Annotated in this window: 22 protein-coding genes; 12 read left to right on the top strand and 10 right to left on the bottom strand. The window is 60.9% G+C overall.

Annotated elements, in window-relative coordinates:
* Positions 1 to 71: 71 nt before the first annotated feature.
* From QEO92_RS14000 to QEO92_RS13970, 7 genes are all read left to right on the top strand, one after another.
* Entirely contained in the window at positions 72 to 1,181 is a 1,110-nt protein-coding gene (locus tag QEO92_RS14000; protein ID WP_081952702.1) for an NAD(P)/FAD-dependent oxidoreductase, read from the top strand.
* Complete coding sequence (locus QEO92_RS13995; protein ID WP_037146470.1) at positions 1,162 to 1,461, top strand: (2Fe-2S)-binding protein; 300 nt, start codon at positions 1,162 to 1,164, stop codon at positions 1,459 to 1,461. The genes QEO92_RS14000 and QEO92_RS13995 overlap by 20 nt, the downstream gene beginning before the upstream one ends.
* Positions 1,458 to 2,837 (top strand): FAD/NAD(P)-dependent oxidoreductase, encoded by a 1,380-nt coding sequence (locus QEO92_RS13990; protein WP_227703467.1) that lies wholly within the window; start codon positions 1,458 to 1,460, stop codon positions 2,835 to 2,837. The genes QEO92_RS13995 and QEO92_RS13990 overlap by 4 nt, the downstream gene beginning before the upstream one ends.
* Complete coding sequence (locus QEO92_RS13985) at positions 2,834 to 3,955, top strand: NAD(P)/FAD-dependent oxidoreductase (protein ID WP_227703466.1); 1,122 nt, start codon at positions 2,834 to 2,836, stop codon at positions 3,953 to 3,955. Before QEO92_RS13990 ends, QEO92_RS13985 begins: the two co-directional genes overlap by 4 nt.
* Entirely contained in the window at positions 3,952 to 4,893 is a 942-nt protein-coding gene (locus QEO92_RS13980) for an ABC transporter permease (protein WP_227703465.1), read from the top strand. Before QEO92_RS13985 ends, QEO92_RS13980 begins: the two co-directional genes overlap by 4 nt.
* Positions 4,890 to 5,768: an ABC transporter permease gene (locus QEO92_RS13975; protein ID WP_227703464.1), complete on the top strand. Its 879-nt coding sequence runs from the start codon at positions 4,890 to 4,892 to the stop codon at positions 5,766 to 5,768. Before QEO92_RS13980 ends, QEO92_RS13975 begins: the two co-directional genes overlap by 4 nt.
* An 80-nt stretch (positions 5,769 to 5,848) precedes the next feature.
* On the top strand, positions 5,849 to 7,675 hold the full coding sequence (locus QEO92_RS13970; RefSeq protein ID WP_227705165.1) for an ABC transporter ATP-binding protein: 1,827 nt from the start codon (positions 5,849 to 5,851) through the stop codon (positions 7,673 to 7,675).
* Positions 7,676 to 7,923: 248 nt separating this feature from the next.
* Here QEO92_RS13970 and QEO92_RS13965 read toward each other — a convergent pair whose 3' ends face one another.
* The 8 genes from QEO92_RS13965 to QEO92_RS13930 are packed head-to-tail and all read right to left on the bottom strand — an operon-like array spanning position 7,924 to position 16,899.
* Positions 7,924 to 8,796, bottom strand: coding sequence for an N-formylglutamate amidohydrolase (locus tag QEO92_RS13965; protein ID WP_227703463.1), 873 nt, complete (start codon positions 8,794 to 8,796; stop codon positions 7,924 to 7,926).
* Between the two features lie 11 nt (positions 8,797 to 8,807).
* Positions 8,808 to 10,355 (bottom strand): gamma-glutamyltransferase, encoded by a 1,548-nt coding sequence (locus QEO92_RS13960; protein ID WP_052182759.1) that lies wholly within the window; start codon positions 10,353 to 10,355, stop codon positions 8,808 to 8,810.
* Complete coding sequence (locus QEO92_RS13955) at positions 10,355 to 11,032, bottom strand: RraA family protein (protein WP_227703462.1); 678 nt, start codon at positions 11,030 to 11,032, stop codon at positions 10,355 to 10,357. Before QEO92_RS13955 ends, QEO92_RS13960 begins: the two co-directional genes overlap by 1 nt.
* Complete coding sequence (locus tag QEO92_RS13950) at positions 11,029 to 12,681, bottom strand: ABC transporter ATP-binding protein (protein WP_037148398.1); 1,653 nt, start codon at positions 12,679 to 12,681, stop codon at positions 11,029 to 11,031. The genes QEO92_RS13955 and QEO92_RS13950 overlap by 4 nt, the downstream gene beginning before the upstream one ends.
* Positions 12,678 to 13,517 carry a creatininase family protein gene (locus tag QEO92_RS13945; protein WP_037148396.1) on the bottom strand — a complete coding sequence of 280 codons (840 nt, stop codon included), beginning with the start codon at positions 13,515 to 13,517 and terminating at the stop codon, positions 12,678 to 12,680. The genes QEO92_RS13950 and QEO92_RS13945 overlap by 4 nt, the downstream gene beginning before the upstream one ends.
* Positions 13,514 to 15,091 (bottom strand): ABC transporter substrate-binding protein, encoded by a 1,578-nt coding sequence (locus QEO92_RS13940; RefSeq protein WP_037148394.1) that lies wholly within the window; start codon positions 15,089 to 15,091, stop codon positions 13,514 to 13,516. The genes QEO92_RS13945 and QEO92_RS13940 overlap by 4 nt, the downstream gene beginning before the upstream one ends.
* A 37-nt stretch (positions 15,092 to 15,128) precedes the next feature.
* Positions 15,129 to 15,968, bottom strand: a complete 840-nt coding sequence (locus QEO92_RS13935) for an ABC transporter permease (RefSeq protein ID WP_227703461.1) — start codon at positions 15,966 to 15,968, stop codon at positions 15,129 to 15,131.
* A 10-nt stretch (positions 15,969 to 15,978) separates the two neighbouring features.
* On the bottom strand, positions 15,979 to 16,899 hold the full coding sequence (locus tag QEO92_RS13930; protein ID WP_037148391.1) for an ABC transporter permease: 921 nt from the start codon (positions 16,897 to 16,899) through the stop codon (positions 15,979 to 15,981).
* Positions 16,900 to 17,026: 127 nt separating this feature from the next.
* Between QEO92_RS13930 and QEO92_RS13925 the strand changes: the two genes are divergently transcribed.
* Complete coding sequence (locus QEO92_RS13925; protein WP_227703460.1) at positions 17,027 to 17,947, top strand: LysR family transcriptional regulator; 921 nt, start codon at positions 17,027 to 17,029, stop codon at positions 17,945 to 17,947.
* Between the two features lie 165 nt (positions 17,948 to 18,112).
* On the opposite strand, the gene QEO92_RS13920 is transcribed toward QEO92_RS13925, so the two are convergent.
* A complete protein-coding gene (locus QEO92_RS13920) occupies positions 18,113 to 19,315 on the bottom strand; it encodes an HlyD family secretion protein (protein WP_227703459.1) in 1,203 nt (400 codons plus the stop codon).
* Positions 19,316 to 19,447: 132 nt separating this feature from the next.
* Between QEO92_RS13920 and QEO92_RS13915 the strand changes: the two genes are divergently transcribed.
* Complete coding sequence (locus tag QEO92_RS13915) at positions 19,448 to 20,347, top strand: LysR family transcriptional regulator (RefSeq protein ID WP_227703458.1); 900 nt, start codon at positions 19,448 to 19,450, stop codon at positions 20,345 to 20,347.
* A gap of 56 nt (positions 20,348 to 20,403) precedes the next feature.
* On the opposite strand, the gene QEO92_RS13910 is transcribed toward QEO92_RS13915, so the two are convergent.
* Complete coding sequence (locus QEO92_RS13910) at positions 20,404 to 21,999, bottom strand: MFS transporter (protein WP_227703457.1); 1,596 nt, start codon at positions 21,997 to 21,999, stop codon at positions 20,404 to 20,406.
* Positions 22,000 to 22,250: 251 nt separating this feature from the next.
* On the opposite strand from QEO92_RS13910, the gene QEO92_RS13905 reads away from it, so the two are divergent.
* From QEO92_RS13905 to QEO92_RS13895, 3 genes are all read left to right on the top strand, one after another.
* Positions 22,251 to 22,784 carry an RrF2 family transcriptional regulator gene (locus QEO92_RS13905; RefSeq protein ID WP_037148383.1) on the top strand — a complete coding sequence of 178 codons (534 nt, stop codon included), beginning with the start codon at positions 22,251 to 22,253 and terminating at the stop codon, positions 22,782 to 22,784.
* Positions 22,785 to 23,000: 216 nt separating this feature from the next.
* A complete protein-coding gene (locus QEO92_RS13900) occupies positions 23,001 to 23,651 on the top strand; it encodes a response regulator transcription factor (protein ID WP_037148381.1) in 651 nt (216 codons plus the stop codon).
* Between the two features lie 344 nt (positions 23,652 to 23,995).
* Positions 23,996 to 24,763 (top strand): alpha/beta fold hydrolase, encoded by a 768-nt coding sequence (locus tag QEO92_RS13895; protein WP_407722093.1) that lies wholly within the window; start codon positions 23,996 to 23,998, stop codon positions 24,761 to 24,763.
* The last annotated feature ends 3 nt before the right edge of the window (positions 24,764 to 24,766 follow it).

The following is a 24,766-nucleotide window of genomic DNA, read 5'->3' as shown; positions in this document are numbered from 1 at the left end:
TGACACAAAGTATTCGACTTTGACTTTCTACCGGCACTTGGCGACCATGACAAGAACTGAGGGAGATCGAATTGGACGCGGACGTCATCATCATCGGCGCAGGAGTGGTCGGCGCGGCACTTGCCTATGGCATTGCCCGGAAGGGGCACAAGGTCCTGGTACTGGATGGGAAGGATCGGGACCTGCGCGCAGCCCGCGCAAACTTCGGCCTCGTCTGGGTTCAGGGCAAAGGTTCCGATACGCCGGCATACACGGATCTTACGCTGCAAAGTTCCGATCTGTGGCCGACCTTCGGGGAGGAACTGGCCGAAGCGGCCGGATCGCGCGTTGATTATTCCCGCCGGGGAGGGCTGGCGTTCTGTCTGAGCGAAGCCGACTACAAGGCTCGCACGGCTCTCATAGAGCGGACGCACAACCGGCAGACGGAAGCCTACACCGAAATGCTCGAGCGGCCTGCGCTCGAGCGAATGTTGCCGGCCGTTACCCTGGGCAATGCCGTCGTGGGCGCAAGCTACTGCAAACTGGACGGCCATACCAACCCGCTGCAGCTCTACGCGGCTTTGCTGGGTGCTGTCTCGGCACTCGGTGGTCAGGTCAGGTTCCGTAATCCCGTCACCGCGATCAAACCCATATCGGGCGGTTTTCAGGTCGATACCCCGCAAGGCAACATCCGGGCTCGGCGCGTCATCGTTGCGGCAGGCCTGGCCACACCCGGCCTCACCGACCCTCTCGGCCTCGTCGTGCCGCTGCATGCCGAACGCGGGCAGATTCTCGTGACCGAGCGCCTGGCACCCATGCTGCCGCTTCCGGCAAGCGGGCTCCGGCAGACCGCGGAAGGTACCGTGATGATCGGTACGACGAACGAGAAGGCGTTCGATACGGGTGTGACGATGCAGTCGGCCATCAAGCTTGCGCGGCGGGCGCAACGTATCATCCCGGCGCTCGGGTCTGTCCGGCTCGTGCGCCAGTGGAGCGGATTGCGGGTACTTTCGCCTGACAAGGCACCGATCTATGCCGAGTCGACCCGCCATGCCGGCCTTTTTGCGGCGGTTTGCCATTCCGGCGTGACGCTTGCGGCGGCGCATGCGGCGATCGTCGGACCTGCCATGGCCGAAGGGCGGTTGCCGCAGAACCTTGCGGCCTTTTCCAATGGAAGATTCAATGTTCAGAAGTGTGCTTGAGGGGTCGGCGGCAGCGCCGGATATGATGGTCGTGGTGAATGGAGTCGAAACACCCGCCTGGAATGGCGAAACGGTCGCCAGCGTATTGCTGCGCGTTCCCAATGCAGGCCGGATATCGCCGGTAAGCGGCAAGCCCCGGCTTCCCTATTGCCAGATGGGGGTGTGCTTCGACTGTCTGGCCGTCGTCGACGGCATCGCCTCCACGCAGGGGTGCCTGGTTCCGGTGAAGCCGGGAATGCGCATTGATATCCAGCGTGGCCCCAGGGAGATTGCCCGATGACCTATGATGTCCTGATCGTCGGCGCCGGGCCGGCCGGCATGTCCGCTGCAGTGCAGTTGAGCAGAGACGGCCTGGCGGTCGCGGTCGTTGATGAACAGCCGGCGCCCGGCGGCCAGATCTGGCGAGGGGTCGAAAGAAATATGTCCGGTCCGTTCTTCCGGGCTCTCGGAGAGGATTACCGCAAAGGCCTCGCGCTCGTTGAGGCGTTCCGGGCATCGGAAGCCGAATACATGCCCGAGACCCAGGTATGGCAGATCGAGGAGGGTTGGAGCGTATTCCTGACGTCTGGCGGCCGCGCGCGCCGCGTTTCCGCGCGAATTGTCCTGCTTGCGACGGGGGCCCAGGAGCGGCCTGTGCCTTTCCCTGGCTGGACCCTGCCTGGAGTGATGACGGTTGGTGCCGCCCAGATCCTCTTGAAATCCGGTGGGATGCTGCCTGAGGGCCGCGTCTGGATTGCGGGGGCGGGACCCTTGCCACTGCTCTACGCCACCCAGGCCCTTGACCTGGGGGGACGGCTTGCTGGTTATCTCGACACGGCCGGCCGGCCGGGTCTGGCCGCGCTGCAAAAACTGCCCGGAGCCTGGCGCGACCTGGCGGGACTTGCGAAGGGCGCGGGCTGGCTTCGCACGCTTCGCCGCAAGGTCGATATCGTCCGAGACGGCAAGGATCTGCGCGCCGAAGGCGAGGGGCGCCTCGAACATATCGAGTGGAGCAGGCACGGCAAGCGCGAGCGGGTGAAAGCCGACGTGCTGCTTGTCCACGAAGGTGTCGTGCCGCGTATTCATGAGACGCTGTCCCTCGGCTGCGCCCACGATTGGAGAGCTGGTCAGGGGTATTTCGCACCGAGGCTGGACTGCTGGGGAGAGACCAGCCGATCGGGATTGTTCGTTGCCGGCGATGCAGGCGGGATTGGCGGCTGGTCGGCCGCGATGGTGTCCGGTGAAATCGCCGCGCTTGGAATTGCGGCGCGTCTTGGCAAAGGCGGCGATGTGGAAGAGCGCCGTCGTCAGGCCCTGCTCGATGACCGACGTGCCCGTGCGCTTGCCTTGCGGCCGCTTCTCGATGCCCTTTACCCTCCGCCTCGAAAAAGGCTTCCGGACGAAACCATCGTATGCCGCTGCGAGGAAGTGACGGCGGGGACGATCCGGGCGGTCACCCGCGCCAGCGTGCCCGATCCGAACGCGGTGAAGGCCGCGACGCGATGCGGGATGGGACCCTGCCAGGGGCGGCAGTGCGGCTATACGGTTCAAGCACTTCTGGCGGAGGTCCACGGCGTACCGGCAGGCGAGGTGGCATTCTTCAACATCCGCCCGCCGCTCAAGCCGATCACGCTTGCAGAGATCGCCTCCCTCGAGGATATGGAGACGGCCGGATGAATGCCGATATCCTCGTGATCGGCGGCGGTCTGCACGGCCTCTCGGCTGCATTGCAGTCGGCCAGGCGAGGGGCTTCGGTCACCCTGGTTGAACGGCATTTTCTCGGTCGACATGCCTCGGGCGCCACGGCGGCCGGTGTGCGTACTCTTGGGCGGCATCCCGCCGAGCTGCCGTTGAGCCTGGAAGCGGCGGGAGACTGGCACCGGATGAGCGAACTGGTGGGCGACGATTGCGGCTTTGTCGCCTGCGGCCAGTTGCAGGTCGCCGAGGACGAGGCGGCGCTCTCGGCGGTGAAAGCGCGCGTCGAGCGGCTGCAGGCAAAAGGTTTCACCCACGAGCGCATGGTCGAACCTGATGAATTGCGGACGCTGGTGCCGGACCTTTCCGCGCATTGTCTGGGCGGAGCCTGGGCAATCGCAGACGGCTCGGCCGATCCGCACCGAACGATCCGCGCTTTCCGTGATGCCGCTTTGGCGGCCGGGGTGCGCATGACGGAGCAATGCAAGGTCACCGCTTTGACGCGGCGTTCGGACTTTTGGCGGGCGGAAACCTCTCAGGGTTCGATCGAGGCGAAGGTGGTCGTCAATGCGGGCGGCGCATGGGCCGCGGAGGTCGCCGCACTGGCGGGCGACCCGTTGCATCATGCAATCCGCACGTCGATGATGGTCGTGACGGAGCGCACGGTGGCACGTATCGGGCCGGTCGTCAGTTCCTTAGGGCGGAAATTGTCCTTCAAGCAGACTGCGCAGGGCACGCTTCTGATCGGCGGTGGCTCGCAAGGCAAGCTCGCTGCCGACAGGCAGTCCGCGACAGTCGATGTCGTAGCGCTGGCAAGCTCGGTCAAGGCGGCCGTCCGTCTTTTCCCCACGGTTGGTGGGCTGCGCATCGTGCGGACATGGGCGGGCATGGAGGCGATGACCGAGGACCATCTGCCCGTGATCGGCTTTTCCCGCAGGGTCGAGGGCCTCGTCCACGCCTTCGGGTTTTCCGGCCATGGTTTCCAGTTGGTTCCGTCGGTCGGCCGCGTCCTGGCCGATCTCGTCTGCGAGGGCCGCACGAAACACGATCTTGCTGCTTTTGACACAAACCGCGTCGCCGCAGAAAGGGCTGCCGCATGATGCACTATGCCATCCGAAGACTTCTTCTCGCGATACCGATCTTGATTGCCATGCTGACTATGGTCTTCATCCTGGTCCGCCTGGTACCGGGTGACGCGGCGGTCGCCATGCTTGGCGACCGGGCGAGTGACGAGGCCTTGCGGGCGCTGCGCGCGGAACTCGGCCTCGATCAGCCGATCGCCATGCAGTATCTGCGCTTCATCACCGACATGCTAAGCGGCAATTTCGGACGCTCTTCCGTTAGCGGACGAAGTGTCCTGGAAGAGGTGGCGCTGGTGCTGCCCTATACCCTCGAACTGGCCTTTGCCGCTGTTGTGATCGGCACGCTCTTCGGGATTCCTCTGGGCATAGTCGCTGCATGTTGGCGCAATCAGTGGCCGGATTATACCAGTCGGCTTCTGTCCCTGCTTGGGCTGTCGTTCCCCGGATTTGTTTCAGCGATCCTGATGCTCCTGGCTTTTGCCGTCTGGTTGCAATGGCTGCCGGTGATGAGCCGCGCCACGACCGACCCGATCAATCATTTGCGCAATCTCGTCCTGCCCGCCCTCAATCTCGGATTGATCATGACCGCCTATATCGCGCGCGTCACACGCTCCTCGATGCTGGACGTGATGGGCGAGGACTATATCCGCACCGCCCGCGCCAAGGGTGTGCGTCCATCGAGGCTGATCCTGCGGCATGCGCTCGGCAACGCGCTGATCCCGATCGTGACTGTCGTCGGCCTGTATTTCGGCACCCTCATCGGCAACTCCGTTCTTACCGAGATCGTGTTTACGCGGCCTGGGCTGGGGAAACTTATCCTCGGCGCGCTGCAGTCGCGCGACTACACGATGCTACAGGGGCTGATGGTGGTGTTCGCGACCTTCGTGATCCTCGTCAACACGGTCACGGACCTCGTCTACGCCCTTGTCGATCCCAGAGTGAGCTACGCAAAATGACGGACGCGACTTTTTCCCTGACCACGGCGGAACGGCAGGCAAATCCCATTCTTATGGCACTGCGCCGCAACCGGTTTTCCTGGATCGGTATCGGGCTGCTGGCTCTCATCCTGCTGGCCGCCCTCCTGGCGCCGGCCATCGCGCCCGACGATCCGCTGAAGCAGAACATATTGCACCGGCTAAGCCCGCCTTCCGCCGAATTCTGGTTGGGCACGGACAGCTATGGTCGCGACGTGCTCTCGCGGCTTCTTCATGGGGCGCGGATATCGCTTTCGGTCGGCTTCCTTTCCGTCCTGATCGCCATGGTCGTGGGCTCCGCTCTGGGGATCGTGGCGGGCTATATCGGCGGCGTTTTCGATCAGCTGGTGATGGGGCTGGTGGACGTGATGCTGTCGTTTCCGACGCTGCTGCTCGGCTTGATGGTCGCGGCAATGCTGGGCGCGAGTTTCGAAAACCTGGTGATTGCCATCGCCATCACGGAGACGGCTCCCTTCGTGCGCGTGGCGAGAGCTCCGACAATCGCGGTGAAGCGACGAGAATTCATCGAGGCGGGCAAGTCCATGGGGTTTTCGCCGCTGCGCATTATGGGCGTCCATATCCTCCCCAACATCCTGTCGGACATCGTCGTCGTCGCGTCGCTGTGGATGGCTTCGGCGATCCGTACCGAGGCTTCGCTCGCCTTCGTCGGCCTCGGCGTGCCTCCGCCGGCCGCGACCTGGGGCGGCATGATCCGCGAAGGTTTCGACAATATCCTGAGCGCATGGTGGCTGGTCGTCTTCCCATCGCTTGCCATTCTCTTGACCGTGCTCGCATTGAACATTCTTGGAGATGCCTTGCGTGACGCGATCGATCCGAAGACGAGGAGCGGGCGATGACAGTTGTTCAAGACAATAGGCATCTGCCAGCAATTCCTCTGCGGGCGGTTCATGGTAACCCGGTGCTTTCTGGCACTGCAATGGAACAGACTGGTAGTTCGGTGACGCCGGTGCTGTCGGTGAAGAACCTTTCCACGTCGTTTCGTGTGAACGATGAATGGCGCACGGTGGTGCGCAATATTTCCTTTGACGTGGCGCCGCGCGAGACGGTGGCGATCGTCGGGGAGAGCGGCTCCGGCAAGAGCGTCACCTCGCTGTCGATCATGCGGCTCCTGCCGAAGAATTCCAGCCGTATCGAAGGCGAGGTATTTCTCAACGGCAGGGAACTCCTGTCCTTGCCGGAAGAACAGATGCGCCAGGTGCGCGGCAACGAGATCTCGATGATCTTCCAGGAGCCGATGACCTCGCTCAACCCGATCTTCCCGATCGGCAAGCAGATCGCCGAGGCGCTCACCGTCCACAAGGACATTTCCAAGGCCGACGCCAAGGCGGAGGTCGTGCGCCTGCTCGAAAAGGTGCGCATCCCCAATGCCAAAAGCCGCTACGACGAATATCCGCACCAGTTCTCCGGCGGCATGCGGCAGCGGGTGATGATCGCCATGGCGCTCGCCTCGAAACCGAAGCTTCTGATCGCCGACGAGCCGACCACGGCGCTCGATGTGACGATCCAGGGCCAGATCCTCGACCTCATCAAGCTGCTGCAGGAAGAGGAGGGCATGTCGGTGCTGTTCATCACCCATGACATGGGCGTCGTGGCTGAGGTCGCCGACCGCACCATCGTCATGTATCGTGGCGACGCGGTCGAGACGGGCGAGACCGGCGACATTTTTCATCGCGGCAAGCATCCCTATACGCGCGCACTTCTATCGGCCGTGCCGCGGCTCGGCTCGATGGGCGACCGCAGGCTGCCGCTGCGCTTCCCGATCATCGACATAAAAACCGGCGAGCAGCAGCCGCTTGCCGACGTCACCGACACGGTCGCCAAGGGCAAGACGCCGATCCTCGACGTCAAGGACCTGACGACGCGCTTCGACATCCATTCCGGCCTGTTCGGTCGCAAGAGCGGCGCCGTGCATGCGGTCGAGAAGGTCTCCTTCAACCTGTTCGAGGGCGAGACGCTGTCGCTCGTCGGCGAATCGGGCTGCGGCAAGTCCACGACCGGCCGCTCGGTCACCCGCCTCATCACGCCGACCAGTGGCGACGTCACGCTCGACGGCTACGAGGTGATGAAGCTCGACCAGTCGACGCTGAGGCAGATGCGGCGGTCGATCCAGATGGTGTTCCAGGACCCGTTCGCCTCATTGAACCCGCGCATGAGCGTCGGCTCGGCGGTGATGGAGCCGTTCATCGAGCACAGTCTCGGTACCAAGCAGCAGGCGCGCGACAAGGCGGCGAGCCTGATGGAGAAGGTGGGCCTGTCCGCCGACATGATGCGGCGTTTTCCGCACGAGTTCTCGGGCGGCCAGCGGCAGCGCGTGGCGATCGCCCGCGCCCTGATGCTCGACCCGAAGGTGATCGTCGCCGACGAGGCGGCGTCGGCGCTCGACGTGTCGATCAAGGCGCAGGTCTGCAACCTTTTGCTCGACCTGCAGCAGAGCCTCAACCTCGCCTTCCTGTTCATTTCCCACGACATGGCGGTGGTCGAGCGTGTAAGCCACCGGGTGGCGGTGATGTATCTTGGCGAGATCGTCGAGATCGGACCGCGGGCAGCGGTCTTCGAGAACCCGCAGCATCCCTACACGAAGAAGCTGATGTCGGCCGTGCCGGTGCCCGATCCGTCACGCCGCCGGATCAAGCGCAACATGTCGACCGACGAGATCAAGAGCCCGATCCGCCCCGTCAACTATGTGCCGCCCAAGCGCGAATACCGAGAGGTCTCACACGGGCATGTCGTCCAGATCGCATGAGGGTTTGGTAAGGAATGAGGGAACACCCTTATGCAGGGAGGGTGGTCGGGTCGGGCGGGATTGCAATGGACTTGCAGAATTGCTCACGGAAAGGGAGCTGCCTCCAGCGTCGGGTGCTCCTGGCCATAGCTTTCTTCTGTTGAGCGGTCTGCTCCTGCTACAAGAGGCGATGATGGGGTTGGATTTCTCTTCAAAGGCGGAAAATTCGAAAGTCGCATTCAGAACAGAATTGCATTGCGGTATCCGACTTAAGCCAAAGTCGTAACATACTCGCGCAATCTCGTGCCTAAGAGCGCGAGATTGGCCTTGAGCTCTGCATAGCCGGCATTCTTTTCGCGCGTATCTTCGTCCATGTAGAGCTTCCGATTCAACTCGATCTGAATGCTGTGGCGCTTGTTCGCCGGGGCAGAATAGGCGGAGACGAGCTCTGCACCACGGAAGGGGACATTCAGCGAAACCGAGTAGCCGAGACCTTCTAGAGTCTCGATGACGAGGTTGACGAAATCCGGCTCGCTCGACTGTCCGTCATAATCTCCGACCACCACATCCTTGCGGACCGTGCCCGGTGGATCGGGTGAAAGCACATGGCCGATCGCGGGCATGGAATGGCAGTTGACGTGATAGACCTTGCCGAAGGTGGCGTAGGTTTCGTCGAGTAGCCGAACGATCTCTCGGTGATAGGGGCGCCAGTAGGTTTCGACCCGCTCTTCGAGCTCCTCCACGGTTAACTTGCGGCCATACATCGGCGTATCGCCCCAGGCGTAACGCCAGGCAAGCCCCATGCCCCGACGGGCGGCGGCGCTGTCGCGGGTCGGGTGCGGCCATTCACCTTCGATCATTTCGACGTCGACGTCCCTCACCGATCGGTTGAGATCGAGGAAACTGCGTGGGAACAGGGCGATAAGCAACGGCGCACCTATCGAGGGTGCGAAGCCGAAAAGATCGTCCACGTAGGTATCAGCTGCAACCCGCACCAACTCGTCGGAGACCGTCCGTTCAAAATCTGGGATCGTCAGTCCGCTATGGGGTGAATCGAAGACAAGCGGGACAGCCGGCGCGGTCGGCGGAATAATCTTCAATACGCCGTCTATCTCAACGGCTGCAAATAATGGGTCCGACATGAGAGCCTCGTTTAGGCTGTGGCAGCGAAAGCGGCCGGATAAGTGATGTCGGGCATTCCGACGAACGATGCTCCGCGACGGCCGACCATGCCGGGCGCAGCGAAGGGGCGAGGATAGACGACCGCTGCCGCCGGCCGGATCTTGGCGATCTTTTCGAGCGCCTCTATCTGATCGGCAGGCATGTCGATATTGAAAATGATGTCGCTATGCGGACCTGTCGTCATGCGCGGGGTGTTCATCGCGTCCTCGATATCAAGGCCCGCATGCACGATCATGCCGGTCAGCTGGGTCAGCGATGGGACGATCTGGTTGCCGCCAGCAGCGCCATAGGCGGCGAATGAACCGTTTTCGTCGGTGATCGCCACGGGACACATATTGCTCGGCGCATAGGCATTCGGTTTCAGCGAATTGGCGCGGCCGGGCGTCGGATCGAACCAGGACATGCCGTTGTTGAGCAGGATACCGGTCGAAGGCGACAGGGCACGGGCGCCGAACCGGTTGAGCAACGTGAAGGTGATCGCCACCATTCGGCCTTCATGGTCAACTGCGTTGACCTGCGTCGTGCTGGTCTTGCCGTTCGTCTCGGCCGGGTTAAGGCGCTTGCGGTGGGCGCCGAAACTTTCCCACAGCGCTTCGGCCATGGCCGTGAAGAAACCGGCGTCGACCGGCCCCCTGCCGCGCTTCCTGTCGAAGTGATCGAGCGCGTCGAAGAGCCGCTGGCCGGCGCTGGTTTCTCCGGCCACATGCACCGTCTTCCCCTGCAGTGACATGGTCCGCGATGGATAGAGGAGGGGCGCATAGTTCGCCATATCCGCAAGCGTGATCGAGCTGCCACCGGCATTCAGATCGGCAACGAGCTTCTCGCCGATCGCACCCCCATAAAGTGCGTCTGGGCCTTCGTTGGCGAGCTGTTCCAGCGTCTGTGTGAGTTGCTCAAGCGGCAGCGTCGCTCCCGGTTCGGGCGCGTGGCCGCCGGGCAGAAAAATGGAGCGCGTGCCGGGGTCCATGGCAAGCTCGCCTTCGGCAATGGCGACCGCCAGCGTCGTGTGCCAGTCAACATACATGCCCTTGCGGGCACGTTCGATCGCGGGCGCCAGAGCCCTGTCGAAACCGATCGTGCCATAGCGTTTCAGCGCCTCGGCAAAACCGCGCACGCAGCCCGGCACGACGGCAGCGGTAAAGCCCCGGACGTTGCGGTTGTCGATCGAGGCCGGGTGGCCGATGAAGGTCCTGATTGTCGGATCGGGCTTGTAGAACTCCTGATCGAAAGTGGACGGCACGCGTCCGGTGAACTCGACCACCTCGACCTTGCCGTCCGGCTCGGCGATGAGCATGTAGCCGCAGGCGGCGAGGCTGGTCATCCATGGTTCGACGGTCTGAAGCGTGAAGGCGGCGGTGACCGCCGCATCGACGGCATTGCCGCCAGCGGCAAGAACCGCAGCGCCTGCCTCGGCTGCCGCATAATGTTGTGACGTGACGACACCATGTTCGCTGACGCCGGCCACCTTGCGATAGATGCCGCGTTCGACGCGCAAATGGTTATATTGCGGGTTTTCCATTATTGGCTCTCCAGCGCGGCGGCCACCATGCGGCTTGCGCCTGAAAGATCGCCGAGCTTTTCGCCCGCCTCGATCCTGTGCTTGTTGCGTCCGGCGCGGGCTTGCCGCGCCATTGCCTCTTCCGCGACTTCTTCCGCTTCATCGGCGGAGATAACCACGATGCCGCTCGCGTCGGAGACCACGACATCGCCCGGCAGGACCGGTACGTTGCCACACGAAACGGGGAGATTGAGCGACCCACCGAGGTCGTTGAGCCGTGTGGTGATGCCGGAGACGCCCCGACACCAGAGCGGCATGCCGAGTTCGACGATTTCCTCGACATCGGTGCACGGGCCATCGATCGCAACGCCGATCGCACCGGCCGTCCTGATGGCAAAGGCAACCCCGCCGCCGATACAGGCGTGCCGGTCGTCGCCAAGCCGGTCGACGAACAGGAAATCCCCCGGACGCAGCAAGCCGACGGCATGATGGAGAAGAGTCGAATCCGTTGCAGGGATCGCGACCGTCACCGCCGTGCCGACCAATGTCTTCTTCGGTTCGACAACCGGCGTGATCGAATGGCGCAGGAACCCGCGATGGCGGAAATGGCCGATCGTCGCGACCTCGACGCTCTCGAATTTCCGGATGAGTTCGGCGTCGACCTGTTTCGGCACAGGCCCGATGTGGTATTTCTTCATGGCGCTTCCTTCCGGAGCATGGATTCTCCGGCCTCGTTTTCAGCCGCGTGATGTTGCCAGCCCTTGCCGGGTACGGCGGCAAGCAGTTCCTTGGTGTAGGTTTCCTTCGGCGCGCCGAAGAGCGAAGCCGGGTCGCCACGTTCGACGATTTTCCCGTTCTTCATGACCGCGATGTTGTCGCAGATCTGGCTTGCGACCCGCAGATCGTGAGTGATGAACAGGATACCGAAGCCGAGCCGGGCCTGCATGTCGGCGAGCAGTTTCAGCACCTGCGCCTGCACCGAGACGTCGAGCGCCGAGACGCTTTCGTCGGCGATTAGAAGCTCTGGCTCGACTGCAAGCGCTCTCGCGATGCATATGCGCTGCCGCTGGCCGCCAGAGAACTCGTGCGGGAAGCGACTGGCCGAGGCCCTGTCGAGTCCGCAGGCTTGAAGGAGGTCGAGGGCGCGGGCCATGGCGGCCTTGCGATCGAGCCCATGAATGATGGGACCTTCGGCAATCGCATCGCCGACCTTTTCGCGCGGGTCGAGGGCGGTATACGGATCCTGGAAGACGATCTGCACTTTGCGGCGCGCTTCGCGCAACGCCTTGCCGGAGAGTTCGGCGAAATCGCCGCCGGAAATCAGGATATCGCCACTTTCCGGCTGCACCAGGCGGATGACGCATTGGGCAAGCGTCGATTTGCCGGAGCCGGATTCGCCCACGAGGCCGAGCGTTTCGCCGCGGCGGATGGTGATGTCGACGTTGTCGACCGCCTTCACGGTGCGGCCGCCGCCGAACAGGCCGGAGCGGGTGAAGGTTTTCATGATGTTCCTCGCGATCAGCACCGGATCGCCGAGCCCTTGGCGCTCCTTGCGCGGCGTCAGCGTCGGTACGGATGCGAGCAGCCGGCGGGTATAATCCTGACGCGGGTGATTGAGGATTTCGTCGCGCGTGCCGATCTCGACGAGGCAGCCCATCTGCATCACCGCGACGCGGTCGGCGATTTCCGCCACAACGCCGAAATCATGGGTGATGAAGATGATGCCGGTGTCATGCCTGGCGCGCAGGTCCAGCATCAGCTTGAGGATCTGCGCCTGGGTGGTGACGTCGAGCGCCGTCGTCGGTTCGTCGGCGATCAGAACCGACGGATCGAGCGCGAGCGCAGTAGCGATCATGACGCGCTGGCACTGGCCGCCGGAAAGCTGGTGGGGATAGGAGTGGTAGATCTGCTCCGGATTGGGAAGCTGCACCTCGCGGAAAAGGTCGATCACCTTCCTGCGGATCTCCGCCTGCGATAGTTTCGTGTGGATACGGAAGGTTTCCGACACCTGTTCGCCGACCCGGAAGATCGGGTTCAGCGCTGCCATGGGTTCCTGGAAGATCATGGCGATGCGCCGGCCGGTGATGCTGCGCCGGGTCGCATCGTCGATGGTCAGCAAGTCCGTGCCTTCGAACATCACTCGGCCGGTCGGCTGCCCGAGGTTGCGGGGCAGGAGGCCCATAGTGGCAAGCGCCGTCAGCGATTTGCCGGAACCGGATTCGCCGACGATGCAGAGGATTTCGCCCTTGCTCACTGACAGCGACAGATCCTCGACCGCAAAACGCCGATCGGCGCCTTCCGGAAGCGGCACGTTCAAATGTTCGATCGAAAGTCGCTCGCTGCTCATGAGGCCGCCTTTGTGTCTTGAGGTGCAAAGGCGGTTGGCGAGCGCATGTCGCAGCCGCGCATATGTCCGACGAAGCGGGCGCAGAAGCCAACAAGATGTTCGACCATTCTTGCGCCTTTCTCCGCACTGGCGAGCAACGGATCACCGCCCAGCATGCCGTCGGCATTCACCTCGTGGCAGTTCATCTGCACATGCACGGGCATGCCCTCGAACTGTATGTTGTTGACGCCGCCGGTCGGGAGGCCGAACGCCTTGGCGCGCACAGATGGACGGGCGAGGTCCATGCGCATCAGTTCGGGGAAGAGATGCAGGTAGATGGAAGTCAGCGGCTCGCCGCCGTGGCCGCGCGCAGCAGCGACGGAACTGCCGTGCAATTCCTTCCAGAGCACGTCGGGGATCGATTGCCAGAGATTGACGAAGGGGATTGAAACCCCGCGTTCCGTGCGGATACGGCGAAGTGTCTGATCGAAGAGCGGTGCGTTGCTGGTATGGCCGTTCAGGATCAGAATATGCTCGATACCGTGATCGAGGAAGGCGGTCACGGTATCCTCGACGACAGCCGAAAACGTCGAAGGCCGCAACTGGATGCCACCCGCTATGGTCTTGAAGAAATCCGCATAACCGAAGGGAATGGTCGGCGCGACGATCGCGTCGGAGGCTTCCGCCACTTGTCCCGCCACCGCCTCGGTCAGCATGAAATCACCCATCGGGGCGTGGGGGCCTTGTTCCTCCTGGCTGCCGAAGGGCAACAGGATGACCGGCTTTTCGGAAAGACGCTCGCGGAATTCCGCGAACGTCATGTCCTTCAGCGCATGCTTGCGTATCCTGGCCATCATACGAACTTGAAGTAATCGCCGTAGATGCGCATTTCGCCGTTCGGCTTGTATTTGAATTCGATGCCGGCACGGTGGGCGCAGTTGTAGACGCTCTTCCACAGGTAGTAGCCGGGCGTCACGCGTTGCCATTCTTCCGAAAGCGCCAGATAGGCCTTCTTGCGCTCCTCGAATTCGGTCGTGGCGTCGAACTTCTTGCCGAGCTCGACGAATTCCGGCGTCGGATCCCAGGTCTTCCAGTTGGCCGTCGAGCGTGATGCGGTCGGGCCCCAGTCGAGCCAGAGCGGCTGGTAGGGATCACCGGGGATGAAGTCCGAGCTCATGGACATGTTCATGAGATGGAACGGGCGGCGATAGACGAGTTCGAAATTGTCGAGCACCTGTGCTTCGACGTTGACGCCGATCTCCCGCCATTGCTCGACCATGATTTCGGCGGCCGCCTCGTAGTTCGGATAGAACTGCCGAGTGATGTGCCAGAGCAGCTTCTCGCCCTTGTACTTCGTCTTGGCGACCAGCGCCTTGGCGGCGGCGACGTCGTAGGGCAGTTTCACCGGCAAGTCAGGATCATAGAACTTGCCGTATTCCTTGAAGTTGAACGGAACGGCCGGATGTTCGGTCGTGCCGTTGAACAGCGCCTGGACAATCGAATCCATGTCGATCGCCTGGACCATGGCGTAGCGCAGATTGGCGTCGACCAGCGGATTGTCTTCCGGATCGGGGCGGGTGTTGAAGGCGAAGGCCGGATAGTTGTCGGCGAGCACGCGCTTCAGCACTACGCCCTTGTAGCTTTCCAGCGTTTTCTCCTGATCGGTCGGGATGTTGACCATGAAGTCGAATTCGCCCGAGACGAGGCCTGCCATGCGGGCGGCGAATTCCGGCACGATCTTCCAGGAGATCTGCTTGACCGGTGGCGGGCCGTCCCAATAATCGTCGAAGGCCTCCAGCACCATGATCTCGCCGGAACGGAAGGTCGTCACCTTGTAGGGACCCGTGCCGATCGGCTTCTGGCCGAAGCCGTCGACGCCCACTTCCATGTAGTATTTCTTCGGCACGACGAAGCCGATATAGCCGGTCAGCTTTGCCGGAATGTTGGGATCGGGACGCTCGGTTTCGATCTCGAACGTATATTTGCCAGTCGCCTCGACCCGCTTGAAGCCGGCCGTGAAAGTCTTGCCGCGCGGTTCGAACGGCTTCTGCCCCCATAGTCGCTCGGGCGACAAGGTAAAGACGGCATCCTCCGACGTCATCTCGGCGCCGTCGTGGAATTTCACGCCTTCGCGCAGCTGGATGCTCCAGACATTGCCGTTCTGCTCCCATTTCGTCGCAAGTTTCGGCGCGAAGAGCAGGCCGTTCTCATCATTGATATAGTCACGGTCGACGAGCGTGTCGTAGAAATTCGGAAAGATGCGGCGTGACGTGGTCGAGATACCGTTGATCGTCGCCATATTGGCCCAGAGATTGTCGACGGCGATCGTCAGCGATGGCCGGTCCGCGGCATTGGCCCGCGGCATGCGGCCGGCGAGCGACAATGCACCGGCTCCCAGAATGAGACTTCCCACTTCGCGTCTGGTATACATGGTTCCACCTTCTCCTATTATGATTATAAGGTTCTATTCATGCGGTTCTGACACGCAGCATCGGGTCGAGCCGGTCACGCAACCAGTCGCCGACGATGCTCATCGAAAGCGTGACGAGGAAAATGATCGATCCGGGCACGACCGAGATCCACCATGCGGTCGACAGGTAGTCGCGTCCGTCCCCGAGGATCTGGCCGAGGCTCGTCTGTGGAGGCTGGATGCCCAGGCCTAAGAAACTGAGCGAGGTTTCCAGAAGGATGATCTGCGGAAAGGTCAGGGTGACCTGCACGATCAGCGCGCTCGCGACATTCGGCAGGACGTGCTTGAGATAAAGCCGGCCGTTGCCTGCGCCGAGTGCGACGATCGCCTTGGCATAGGGCTGGCTGATCGCCGACAGGACCACGCCGCGGGAGAGGCGCGCATATTTTTCCCAGCCGAACAGGCCCATCAGGATCACGAAGAGCGTCATGCTGTTGCCGAAAAAGGCAAGCAGCGTCAAGGTGATGAGGATGAAGGGGAGCGATGCCTGGAAGTCGACGAGCATCATCAGAACTTCTTCCACCCATCCCCTAAAATGTGCGGCGATGAAGCCCACCGCGGAGCCGAAGACCGCTCCGATGATCGTGCCGGCGATCGCGACCGAGAGCGACATCCGCAGTCCGGCGATGACCCTTGCCACCATGTCGCGGCCGATGCGGTCGGTGCCGAGCGGAAAATCCGGATTGCCGCCGGTGAGGAAAGCCGGTGGCCTGAGGCGCGCGAGCAGGTTCTGCTGCGACATGCCGTAGGGCGTGAAGACGTTGCCGACAATCGCGACCAGCACGGCGATGACGAGCACCGTAATGGCAAGGACGAGGATGGGAGAGATGTGCTTCATCCTTCTGTCCTCAATTCTGTACGCGGATGCGGGGATCGAGCAGGCCGTAGAGCAGGTCGACCACCAGGTTTGCGAGCACCATGGTGACGGCCATGATGAGGACGAGACCCTGGACAACCGCCAGATCCCTGGACGAGACGGCGGTCACCAGCAGGCGACCGACCCCCGGCCAGGCGAAGACGGTCTCCACCACGATCGCACCGCCGATCAATTCGCCGAGGTTGAGGCCGATGATCGTCACGAGGGGAATGCTGGCATTCGGCAGGGCATGGAAGATGATGCGCTTCCAATAACTTACTCCCTTTGCAGCGGCGGCCCGGATATAGAGTCTGTCGAGCACTTCCAGCATGGCTGAGCGGGTGAAGCGGGCGAGCGTGCCAGCCGTGAACGTGGCGAGCGTGATCGCCGGCATGATCAGGTGCCAGATGGAGCCCGTGCCCGAACTCGGAAGCCATTGCAGACTCAGGGAGAAGAGCAGAATCATAAGGACCCCGAGGAAGAAGTTCGGCAGCGCGAAGCCGAAGACTGCGGTGGCCATGATGAGATTATCGAAAGTCGAGCCGCGCTTGATGGCGGCGACAATGCCCGCTGGAACGCCGATCAGGATGGCACCGAGATAGGAGAAGAGCCCGAGCATCAGCGTCCAGGGGATGCGCTCGGCGATGATGTCGATCACCTCGCGACCGTCGCGATAGGAAACGCCGAACTCGCCGATCGCCATTTGCATGACGTAGCGCAAGTATTGGACCCATAGCGGGTCATCGAGGCGCCAGAGCGCACGGAACTGTTCGATTTCCTCCGGGGTGGCGTCGGCCCCGACAAGTGCGACGACCGGGTCGCCGGAGGTCCTCAAGACCACGAATGTGAACGTCACGACGAACCAGAGCGTCAGCGCGGTCCGCAGAATCTTCAGCAACCAGAAACGCGTCATAAATGCCCCGTTTCGGGGCCTGGCGACCCCAGCTGTTCCAATTTTTATGTCATTTTTTTCGAAAGCTAATCACGGGAATAGATTATTATCTATTACAAAATCGCGGGATCATTGATATGTATGAAATATGAAATACGGCATCGAATTTCGTCATCTCCACTATTTCGCATGCGTGGCGGAAGAACTGCATTTCAGCCGCGCGGCCGACAAGCTCGGCATGGCCCAGGCACCTCTCAGCCAGCAGATCCGCCAGCTCGAAGAGCGGCTCGGTACCCGGCTCTTTCGCCGCACGACGCGCCGTGTGAAGCTCACGCCGGCGGGTGAGATATTCCTGCGTCACGCACAGGAAATCCTGGGCGGCATAGACAGGGCGGTCACGCATACGCGTTCCATTTCCGGCGAGGACAGCGGAACGATTTGCGTCAGCGGAGTCCATTTGGCGCTATCGCATGTCATGCCGCCTGTCATTGCCGACTTTCGCAAACTCTATCCGGCGATGACGGTCGATGTGCAGGTCCTGGGAACAGCGCAGCAGTTGGAACTGCTGCAGAGCAACAAGGTCCAGGTCGCATTCATCCGTTCGACCAATCCGGCTGGCTTCTTGAAAACGGAACATATTCTGGAGGAGGGCTTCGTGGCGGTTCTGCCGAAAGACCATCGGCTGGCCCAGAAAGACGACCTGACAGTGAAGGACTTTGCCGGTGAGCCGCTGATCACCTATGCGCCGCTTGTCGGCGCGAGCTATTATCACGCAATCATGGACGCACTTCGCCGCGCAGGGGTCTATCCGGTGATCGTGCAGGAAGTCTCGCACACATTAGCAATCGGAACCCTAGTCGCGGCGGGCGTCGGTGTGGCGATCGCACCATCCTGGCTGGCTCACAACCCAAGCCCATATGTGGTTTACCGCCGTCTCAACGATATTCCTGCAGAAGTCGAACTGCTGGTTGCTTGGCATGCGGAGGAAAAATCGAAAACCGTAATCGACTTTATCGAGATCACTCGACAGACTGCGGCGAAAAAAGAGTTCGTCGGAATCTCGAGCTAAAGATGCGAGGCCTTTCTTTGGCGCAGCCGTCGGATTTTCCTCGGCCTCGCCCAGTCGAGCGCAATCCATGACGAAGTGCGTCAAATTCTTAAAGCCATCGCCCCCGCAAGCGTGTGCAGCCTACTTCAAGGAGGCTGGAGATGAACGGGCTTAAAACATATCGCTCTAGTTCGATTGCAATATCCAGTGATCCCAGAAATCGTTGCGGCCGTCTCGGGTATCAACACGAGGGACAACGGACATACCGGCGCGAAGGCGTCCGGCGAGTGTCTTGTCATCAATCGTTATCTTCACAGGAACCCGCTGGACGACTTTCGTGAAATTACCTGTAGCGTTGTCGGCGGGGAGGAGAGAAAATTCAGAACCGCTTCCGGGCGAGAGGCTTTCCACTCGCCCGCCGATTTCAATACCGGGAAAGCTGTCTACCCTAATCGTCACCGGCTGAGCAGGATGGATATCGCTGACTTGGGTCTCCTTGAAGTTCGCGACGACGTAAATCGCATCCAGCGGGACGACTGCCATCAGCTGTGTGCCGGCATTTACGAGTTGACCGATTCTGAGTGTCCGCGCGCCGATCGTGCCATCAACGGGGGCCACAATCTGCGTGTAAGAAAGGTTGAGCTCCGCCTGCGCCACTTGAGCCGCTACGCGGTGACGCTGGGCCACAGCCTGATCTTTCTGTGATTCCAGCACGGGAATTTTATTTCGGGTTGCAATAACATTTGCTTCGTCGCGTTTGACTGCGGCGGCCGCCTGATCGCGCAGCGAAGCGCTTTGTTCGGCACGGGATCGGGTTCCGGCGCCGTTCATAATCAGCTTGGTTGATCTGTCGGCTTCCGCCAGCGCAAAGGCGAAGGCAGCATTGGACGAGTTCAGAGCGGCTACCGCCTGCTCGACCAACGAGTGCTGCAGAGCAATCTGAGCGTCGACATTCCTGATCGCGGCATCCGCAGATTCGAGATCAGCCTTTGCCTGAGAGAGTGCGATTTGGAAGTCCCTGTCGTCAATGCGGGCAATAAGCTGGCCGGCCTTTACCGTGTCGTTGTCTTCGACAAGAATTTCCTTGATGTATCCCGACATCTTGGGAGCGACCGTGGTGAAGTCAGCTTTCACATAGGCATTGTCGGTCTGTTGGACGTAGCGGTTGACAACGAAGTGCCTATATCCGGTATCGACTCCGATCGCAGCTCCGGCGGCAAGGGTGATCGCGAGAATTCCCGTCCGCACCGCTCCTCGTTTGGCGGACTTGCGCGCTGGGGCGCCGGCATTGGGAGGCTCAGGAACTACCGACTCGGTCGTGGCGACGATGCGCAAGCTCTCCTCGGGCTCTTTGGCCTCAAAAGCTCTCGCGCCCGGTAACTCAACCATCTTCCAACTCCTTCACCGTGGCAGACGAAAGACCGTCCACCCGTTCGACGGAATAGATGCCTGCAAAATTTGATCGTGATAATGAGGGAAGATGTAAAAGGATTATCAAGCACAGGTGTAAGGTAAGGACCGATGGATAGGTTGAAGAGTCTCGAGGTCTTCGGTCGGGTTGTGGAAACAGGTGGCTTCTCCGCCGCGGCGCGCAAGTTGAACATGTCAACCACGATGGTGGCCAATCACATACAAGCGCTGGAAGATAGTCTCGGTGTCCGGCTGCTGCAGCGAACGACGCGGAAGGTAAGCGTTACCGAGACAGGAAAGTTCTTTTACGATCGTTCCTCTGCAATCTTGATGGATCTCGAAGAAGCGAACGAAGCCACGGCTGCCCTTTCTTCTATGCCTCGCGGCTCGCTGCGAATCTATACAAACTCCTCCATGATAAAGAGCCTGGGGCCGATCACGGATGAATTCCTGGAGCGGCATCCCCAGGTTACCATCAGCCTGGATGTCGGCGAGCGGATGATCGACATGATCGACGCCGGCTACGATCTGGCGATCCGCATGATCATGCCGGAAGCCAATTTGATCGTAAGGAAGCTGGCGACGTGGAGGCACCTTCCAGTCTGCGCCCCGGAATATATCGAACGACATGGAGAACCTGAAAGTCCGGGCGATCTGCTCGGGCATAACTGCCTGCAATATTCCCTATACGCTTACGGCGATCTATGGCGCTTTATCGGTCCCCAAGGGGCTGTTGTTGAGGCGAAGGTGAAGGGCAATGTCGTTTCAAGCAGTGCAGACCTGCTCCTTGATCTCGCCCTACGCGGGCGCGGGATATTTCTTGCGCCAGCACCTGTCGTCAGTGAGGAAATCGCGGCCGGACGGCTTGTCCACATCATGAAGGCCCATAAGGGCGTAGAGTTTGCTCTTAGCGCTGCCTTTCCCAATCGCAACTACCTGCCCACCAAGGTGAGGTTGTTCATAGACCTGCTGGCTGAGCGGCTTTCGAAATTGCCTCAGTTCGCAGGGTAGCGATTGGGCTTCCAACGCACCGGTCACCGGCGACGGATGGATGGAGCAAAGCTGTTTCAGGCGCGGTCCTTTGCAGGATGGATGCGGCCCAGTGCGATCTTCCACAGGATCAAACAAGGCGCTGCAGCCAGGAAGAAGATCGTGATGGCGAAGAAGGCCGTGTCGAAGGCTATCGTCGTTGCTTGCAGGGCGACCTGTTTGCTGATCAGCGACACTGCCGTTTTGTCAGCGAGGTCGAATTCCAGCCCGTGGTTTGAGAGAAGCCTGCTAACCGAGCCGATACGCGCGATCACCTCTTCACTCCCCGGGTGAATATGCGCAGCCAGCACGGCGCGATTGTAAGCGGTCTGGTCTTCGATAAAGGTCTGCAGAAAAGATATTGCGACCAGACCACCGACCTGGCGGCCGATGTTGAACAAGGCGACTCCGTAAAGGAGAAGTGACTCATCCAGGCTCATGAGCGTAACGAGCGTGATCGATAGGAACAAGAAGCCAAGAGCAAGGCCTCGTATCAGGATCGCAGGGGTCATATCGGTAATGCCGCTGTCACCGCTGGAGGCTGAGAGAAGCCACATTGCGAACATTAAACCCAGTATGCCGAAGGGGACAGTAACAATGCCCGGCAAGTTGAGCTTCTGGATCAAAAACGCCGTCAGAAAAAGTGAGCCGATGAACGTCAGCGTGCTTGGAAGCAACAGACTGCCAGCGGCAACCGGGGTCATCTTGAGAACGGAAACGGCAAACGACGGTATGACGAAGCTGCTTCCGAGCAGCGCAAAACCGGCTGCCAGACTGGCGACGATTCCAAATGCAAAATTGGCGTTTCGGAAAACAGTAAAATTGAAGATCGTGGCGAACGGCTGATCGCAAAACTGGCGGATCAGTTGCAGGCCGAGAGCCGCGAACCCGGCGGCAGATGCGATGACGATGGTGCGATCGTTGAACCAGTCCCACCGGTTGCCTTGATTGAGGACGTAGGTAAAGGAGGACGCGGCAACCGTGAACAGGAGCAAGCCTTCCAGGTCGAACCGCACTCTCTTGCTTTGCACCTCCTGAGAATGAGGTGATAGCGCCAACATGGCGATCCCCGCAATGCCGAAGGGAACCGACCAAAGAAAGATGAAAGACCAGTCGATCCTGTCGAGTAGCCAACCGTGCATGTAAGGGGCGAGGGTGGCTGGAGCGACGACTGCGCCGACCGCATAGATGCTCTGGACAACTGGCTGGTGCTTTCTGGTAAAAGACCGAAACAGCAGCGCCTGCGTGCCAGTTAACAATACCCCACCGCTCATGCCCTGGAGAAGCCGAAGACCAAATAGGAGTTCAAGATCGTTGATATGGGCTGCACCGAAGCAGGCAGCCGTCATCACAACTCCTGCCATCACGACGCATCGGTAAAGGGTGAGCAGTCCCGCTAGCCAAGGCGTGAGTGAGAAGGCGATGAGTTTGGCGGCAGTATAGCCATAGTCCAGCTTCGCGAACTCGTCGGCGGATGCATGCGTACCCCCCATCATGTCGAGGCGAGCCATGGATAGTGCAGTTCCTGCCAACGCGTCCGTTAAAACGATAACCGTTGAGCCTGCCAATAGAAACAGCGGGCCGGCCATTGAGGCGGCAGTGGTGGTCTCGATCGGATGGGAAGTATTTGCCATCTCAGTCTCTCAAGCGCGTGCACCACCAGAATGGGGGAGGTGGTGCGTGGTAGAGATCGACAATGCATTGCGACGACGTCGCTGATAATGGCCGTTTTCGTGGATGCACTCTCAAACGAGGGTTTAAGATCGTTGGATCCCATTTCCTTCCCATAGATTGCGATGGATCGCTGATCGATTTTGGCTGCACTTCGCGGTGAGGCCCAAATTGATGCTTGCCAAGTATAACGCGGACTATTAGGGTCTGCGTTATGGCTCACATGACGGCAGGCGTGGAATACGGATTGCATTGTCTCCTGTGGTTGGCGAGCTCGCCCGAGGCGCCGCTCAGCAGCCGCGATCTGGCTGATTTTCAAGGAATTTCCCCGAGCTTTCTGGCGAAGATATTTCCGAAGCTGGAAAAAGCGGGGATCGTGTCCGCATCGGAAGGCGTAAAAGGGGGATACCTGCTCGCAAAGCAGCCCAGGGACATCACCGTCCTGGAGGTTGTTGACGCAATCGAAGGCAGTAAGCCCTTGTTCGATTGCCAGGAGATTCGCGGCCGCTGTGCCGTATATCGGGAGCGGCCGCCGTCATGGGCGACGAAAGGCGTATGCGCAATCCATGCGGTGATGCTGCGTGCGGAGAAGGCGATGCGGGATTCGCTTGCGAGCCAGACGCTGGCCAATATCGCTGGGGACGTGGAGCGCAAGGCGCCACCGGAATTCTCGAGCGATGTTCGCAAGTGGCTTGCCGATAGGGCGGCGAACCGAGGCCGTGGGCTTGCGGCGGAAGATGGGGCGTAGTCCCGAGATAAAGGCGGACCAGGACTATGAATTGCGGCTGACGAGGTTGGAGATGCGGCCTCTCTGGGAGATGGGGATGTAGAGTGATGAAGGATACATTCATATTGACCCGCAACGGCATTTTTCACTCGCTGGTACGTATCCGCCCGGAGTGCGATGGGGCTAGCGAGCCATGCGTCATCATGTCCGCAATCCTTTGTTCCGGGAGGTGACACGATGGCTAGCTCAACTGTCGCTACAGATAGTCCGTTGGTTCTTGTCGTTGATGATGACGAAGATGTTCGCCACTCCCTTCGGGAGCTTATGGAATCCGTCGGCCTCGACGTCGCCTGTTTTCCATCGCCTCGCGAGTTGCTAAACGCGGGCCTTCCTGATCGGCCCGGTTGCTTGGTGCTGGACGTCCGTATGCCAGGCGCGAGCGGCCTGGACCTGCAAAACCAGCTGTCAACGCGCGGGATCACGAAACCCATCGTCTTCCTTACAGGATATGGCGATATTCCGATGACCGTGCAGGCCATGAAAGCCGGGGCCGTCGATTTCCTGACGAAACCAGTGCGGGACCAGACGCTGCTGGACGCCGTGATTGCCGGCATCCAGCGGGATGTAGAGCAGAGGGCGCAGGCAGAAAACATCTATCAGCAAACCACCCGGTTCGCGACCCTGACGCCGCGTGAACGCCAGGTGCTTCGCGAGGTAGCGCGCGGCCGCCTGAACAAGCAGATCGCTTTCGAGCTTGGAATCAGCGAGATCACCGTGAAACTCCACCGCAGCAATGTGATGCGCAAGATGCGGACTATTTCTGTTGGCGAACTCATTCGCGCTTGGGATTCACTGCCTTCCAGCCTTCGCGAGGCGCCGCAAGCCTGAGCTTGCGGCATCACCGTCTTCGCGCGCCCTGCGTTTATCACTTTCGAAAACAACGGCTCTCGGCGCATAGCGCCGCGACATGTTTTTGCCATTCGTGGGCCTCTCAAGGCTGCGAGTTCACTCCAAGGGTTATGGCGCCTGTCACTGGCGTACCTTGGACGCTCGCAGCGGGAGGCGATTGCACCGAGGCGAGCGGGGCAACTAATCACCCGATCTATCCTACCTGTACTCTGGGACTAGACGGTCGATGCCTCTGTTCGATAGGCCGGCGGCCTGCCGTGACGCATTCTCCTGCTCGGTCGAAAGGCCGCAACAGGAGACATCAGATGCGCGATATCATCAATATTCTGGCACTTGCTGCGACGATCGGCACGGCAGCTGCCACGTCGGTACAGGCTGCGGAACCTCGGGCGAAGCCGGTGATCGTGTTGGTACACGGCGCATTTGCCGAGTCATCGAGCTGGAACGGCGTAATTCAGGCGCTTGCCAAGGACGGCTATACGGCAATCGCAGCCGCCAACCCGCTCCGCAGCGTGACGAGTGATGCCGCGGCAGTCGCAAGCGTTCTCCGCTCGATCCCGGGACCGGTCGTGTTGGTCGGTCATTCTTATGGTGGACCGGTCATCACCGAAGCGGCCAACGGAAATTCCAACGTGAAGGCGCTGGTCTATGTCGCCGCCTTTGCCCCGGACACCGGCGAATCGAGCGCGCGCCTTTCAGGCAAATTTCCCGGCAGCACCCTGGCGGATGCGCTAACGACGACCGCGCTGCCGGACGGTGGCCAGGATCTCTACATCCGGCAGGAGCGGTACCACGATCAATTCGCCGCCGATGTGCCCGAGGACGAGGCGCGGCTGATGGCGGCCACCCAGCGCCCCATCACGCAGGCCGCATTGGCCGAACCGTCGGGCGTCGCCTCGTGGAAGACACTACCGTCCTACGCGATCTACGGCACCGCAGATCGCAACATCCCGCCGGCTGTGATGGGCTTTATGGCGCAGCGTGCGCATGCGGTGAAGACCGTCGTCATCGAGGGCGGCTCGCATGCCCTGATGGTCTCGCATCCCAAGGAAATCGCCTCGCTGATCGAGGAAGCAGCCTCGGCGAGGTAACGC

The sequence above is a fragment of the Neorhizobium petrolearium genome (assembly GCF_029854435.1).
Taxonomy (GTDB): Bacteria; Pseudomonadota; Alphaproteobacteria; order Rhizobiales; family Rhizobiaceae; genus Neorhizobium; species Neorhizobium petrolearium.
The sequence above is the reverse complement of the archived record's forward strand: the minus strand, read 5'-3'. Positions and strand labels throughout refer to the sequence as shown.

Excerpts from the sequence above, each read along its gene's own strand:
- QEO92_RS13995 (WP_037146470.1), top strand. The coding sequence starts at position 1,162 with ATGTTCAGAAGTGTGCTTGAGGGGTCGGCGGCAGCGCCGGATATGATG.
- QEO92_RS13990 (WP_227703467.1), top strand. The coding sequence starts at position 1,458 with ATGACCTATGATGTCCTGATCGTCGGCGCCGGGCCGGCCGGCATGTCC.
- QEO92_RS13985 (WP_227703466.1), top strand. The coding sequence starts at position 2,834 with ATGAATGCCGATATCCTCGTGATCGGCGGCGGTCTGCACGGCCTCTCG.
- QEO92_RS13980 (WP_227703465.1), top strand. The coding sequence starts at position 3,952 with ATGATGCACTATGCCATCCGAAGACTTCTTCTCGCGATACCGATCTTG.
- QEO92_RS13975 (WP_227703464.1), top strand. The coding sequence starts at position 4,890 with ATGACGGACGCGACTTTTTCCCTGACCACGGCGGAACGGCAGGCAAAT.
- QEO92_RS13970 (WP_227705165.1), top strand. The coding sequence starts at position 5,849 with ATGGAACAGACTGGTAGTTCGGTGACGCCGGTGCTGTCGGTGAAGAAC.
- QEO92_RS13965 (WP_227703463.1), bottom strand. The coding sequence starts at position 8,796 with ATGTCGGACCCATTATTTGCAGCCGTTGAGATAGACGGCGTATTGAAG.
- QEO92_RS13960 (WP_052182759.1), bottom strand. The coding sequence starts at position 10,355 with ATGGAAAACCCGCAATATAACCATTTGCGCGTCGAACGCGGCATCTAT.
- QEO92_RS13955 (WP_227703462.1), bottom strand. The coding sequence starts at position 11,032 with ATGAAGAAATACCACATCGGGCCTGTGCCGAAACAGGTCGACGCCGAA.
- QEO92_RS13950 (WP_037148398.1), bottom strand. The coding sequence starts at position 12,681 with ATGAGCAGCGAGCGACTTTCGATCGAACATTTGAACGTGCCGCTTCCG.
- QEO92_RS13945 (WP_037148396.1), bottom strand. The coding sequence starts at position 13,517 with ATGATGGCCAGGATACGCAAGCATGCGCTGAAGGACATGACGTTCGCG.
- QEO92_RS13940 (WP_037148394.1), bottom strand. The coding sequence starts at position 15,091 with ATGTATACCAGACGCGAAGTGGGAAGTCTCATTCTGGGAGCCGGTGCA.
- QEO92_RS13935 (WP_227703461.1), bottom strand. The coding sequence starts at position 15,968 with ATGAAGCACATCTCTCCCATCCTCGTCCTTGCCATTACGGTGCTCGTC.
- QEO92_RS13930 (WP_037148391.1), bottom strand. The coding sequence starts at position 16,899 with ATGACGCGTTTCTGGTTGCTGAAGATTCTGCGGACCGCGCTGACGCTC.
- QEO92_RS13925 (WP_227703460.1), top strand. The coding sequence starts at position 17,027 with ATGAAATACGGCATCGAATTTCGTCATCTCCACTATTTCGCATGCGTG.
- QEO92_RS13920 (WP_227703459.1), bottom strand. The coding sequence starts at position 19,315 with ATGGTTGAGTTACCGGGCGCGAGAGCTTTTGAGGCCAAAGAGCCCGAG.
- QEO92_RS13915 (WP_227703458.1), top strand. The coding sequence starts at position 19,448 with ATGGATAGGTTGAAGAGTCTCGAGGTCTTCGGTCGGGTTGTGGAAACA.
- QEO92_RS13910 (WP_227703457.1), bottom strand. The coding sequence starts at position 21,999 with ATGGCAAATACTTCCCATCCGATCGAGACCACCACTGCCGCCTCAATG.
- QEO92_RS13905 (WP_037148383.1), top strand. The coding sequence starts at position 22,251 with ATGGCTCACATGACGGCAGGCGTGGAATACGGATTGCATTGTCTCCTG.
- QEO92_RS13900 (WP_037148381.1), top strand. The coding sequence starts at position 23,001 with ATGGCTAGCTCAACTGTCGCTACAGATAGTCCGTTGGTTCTTGTCGTT.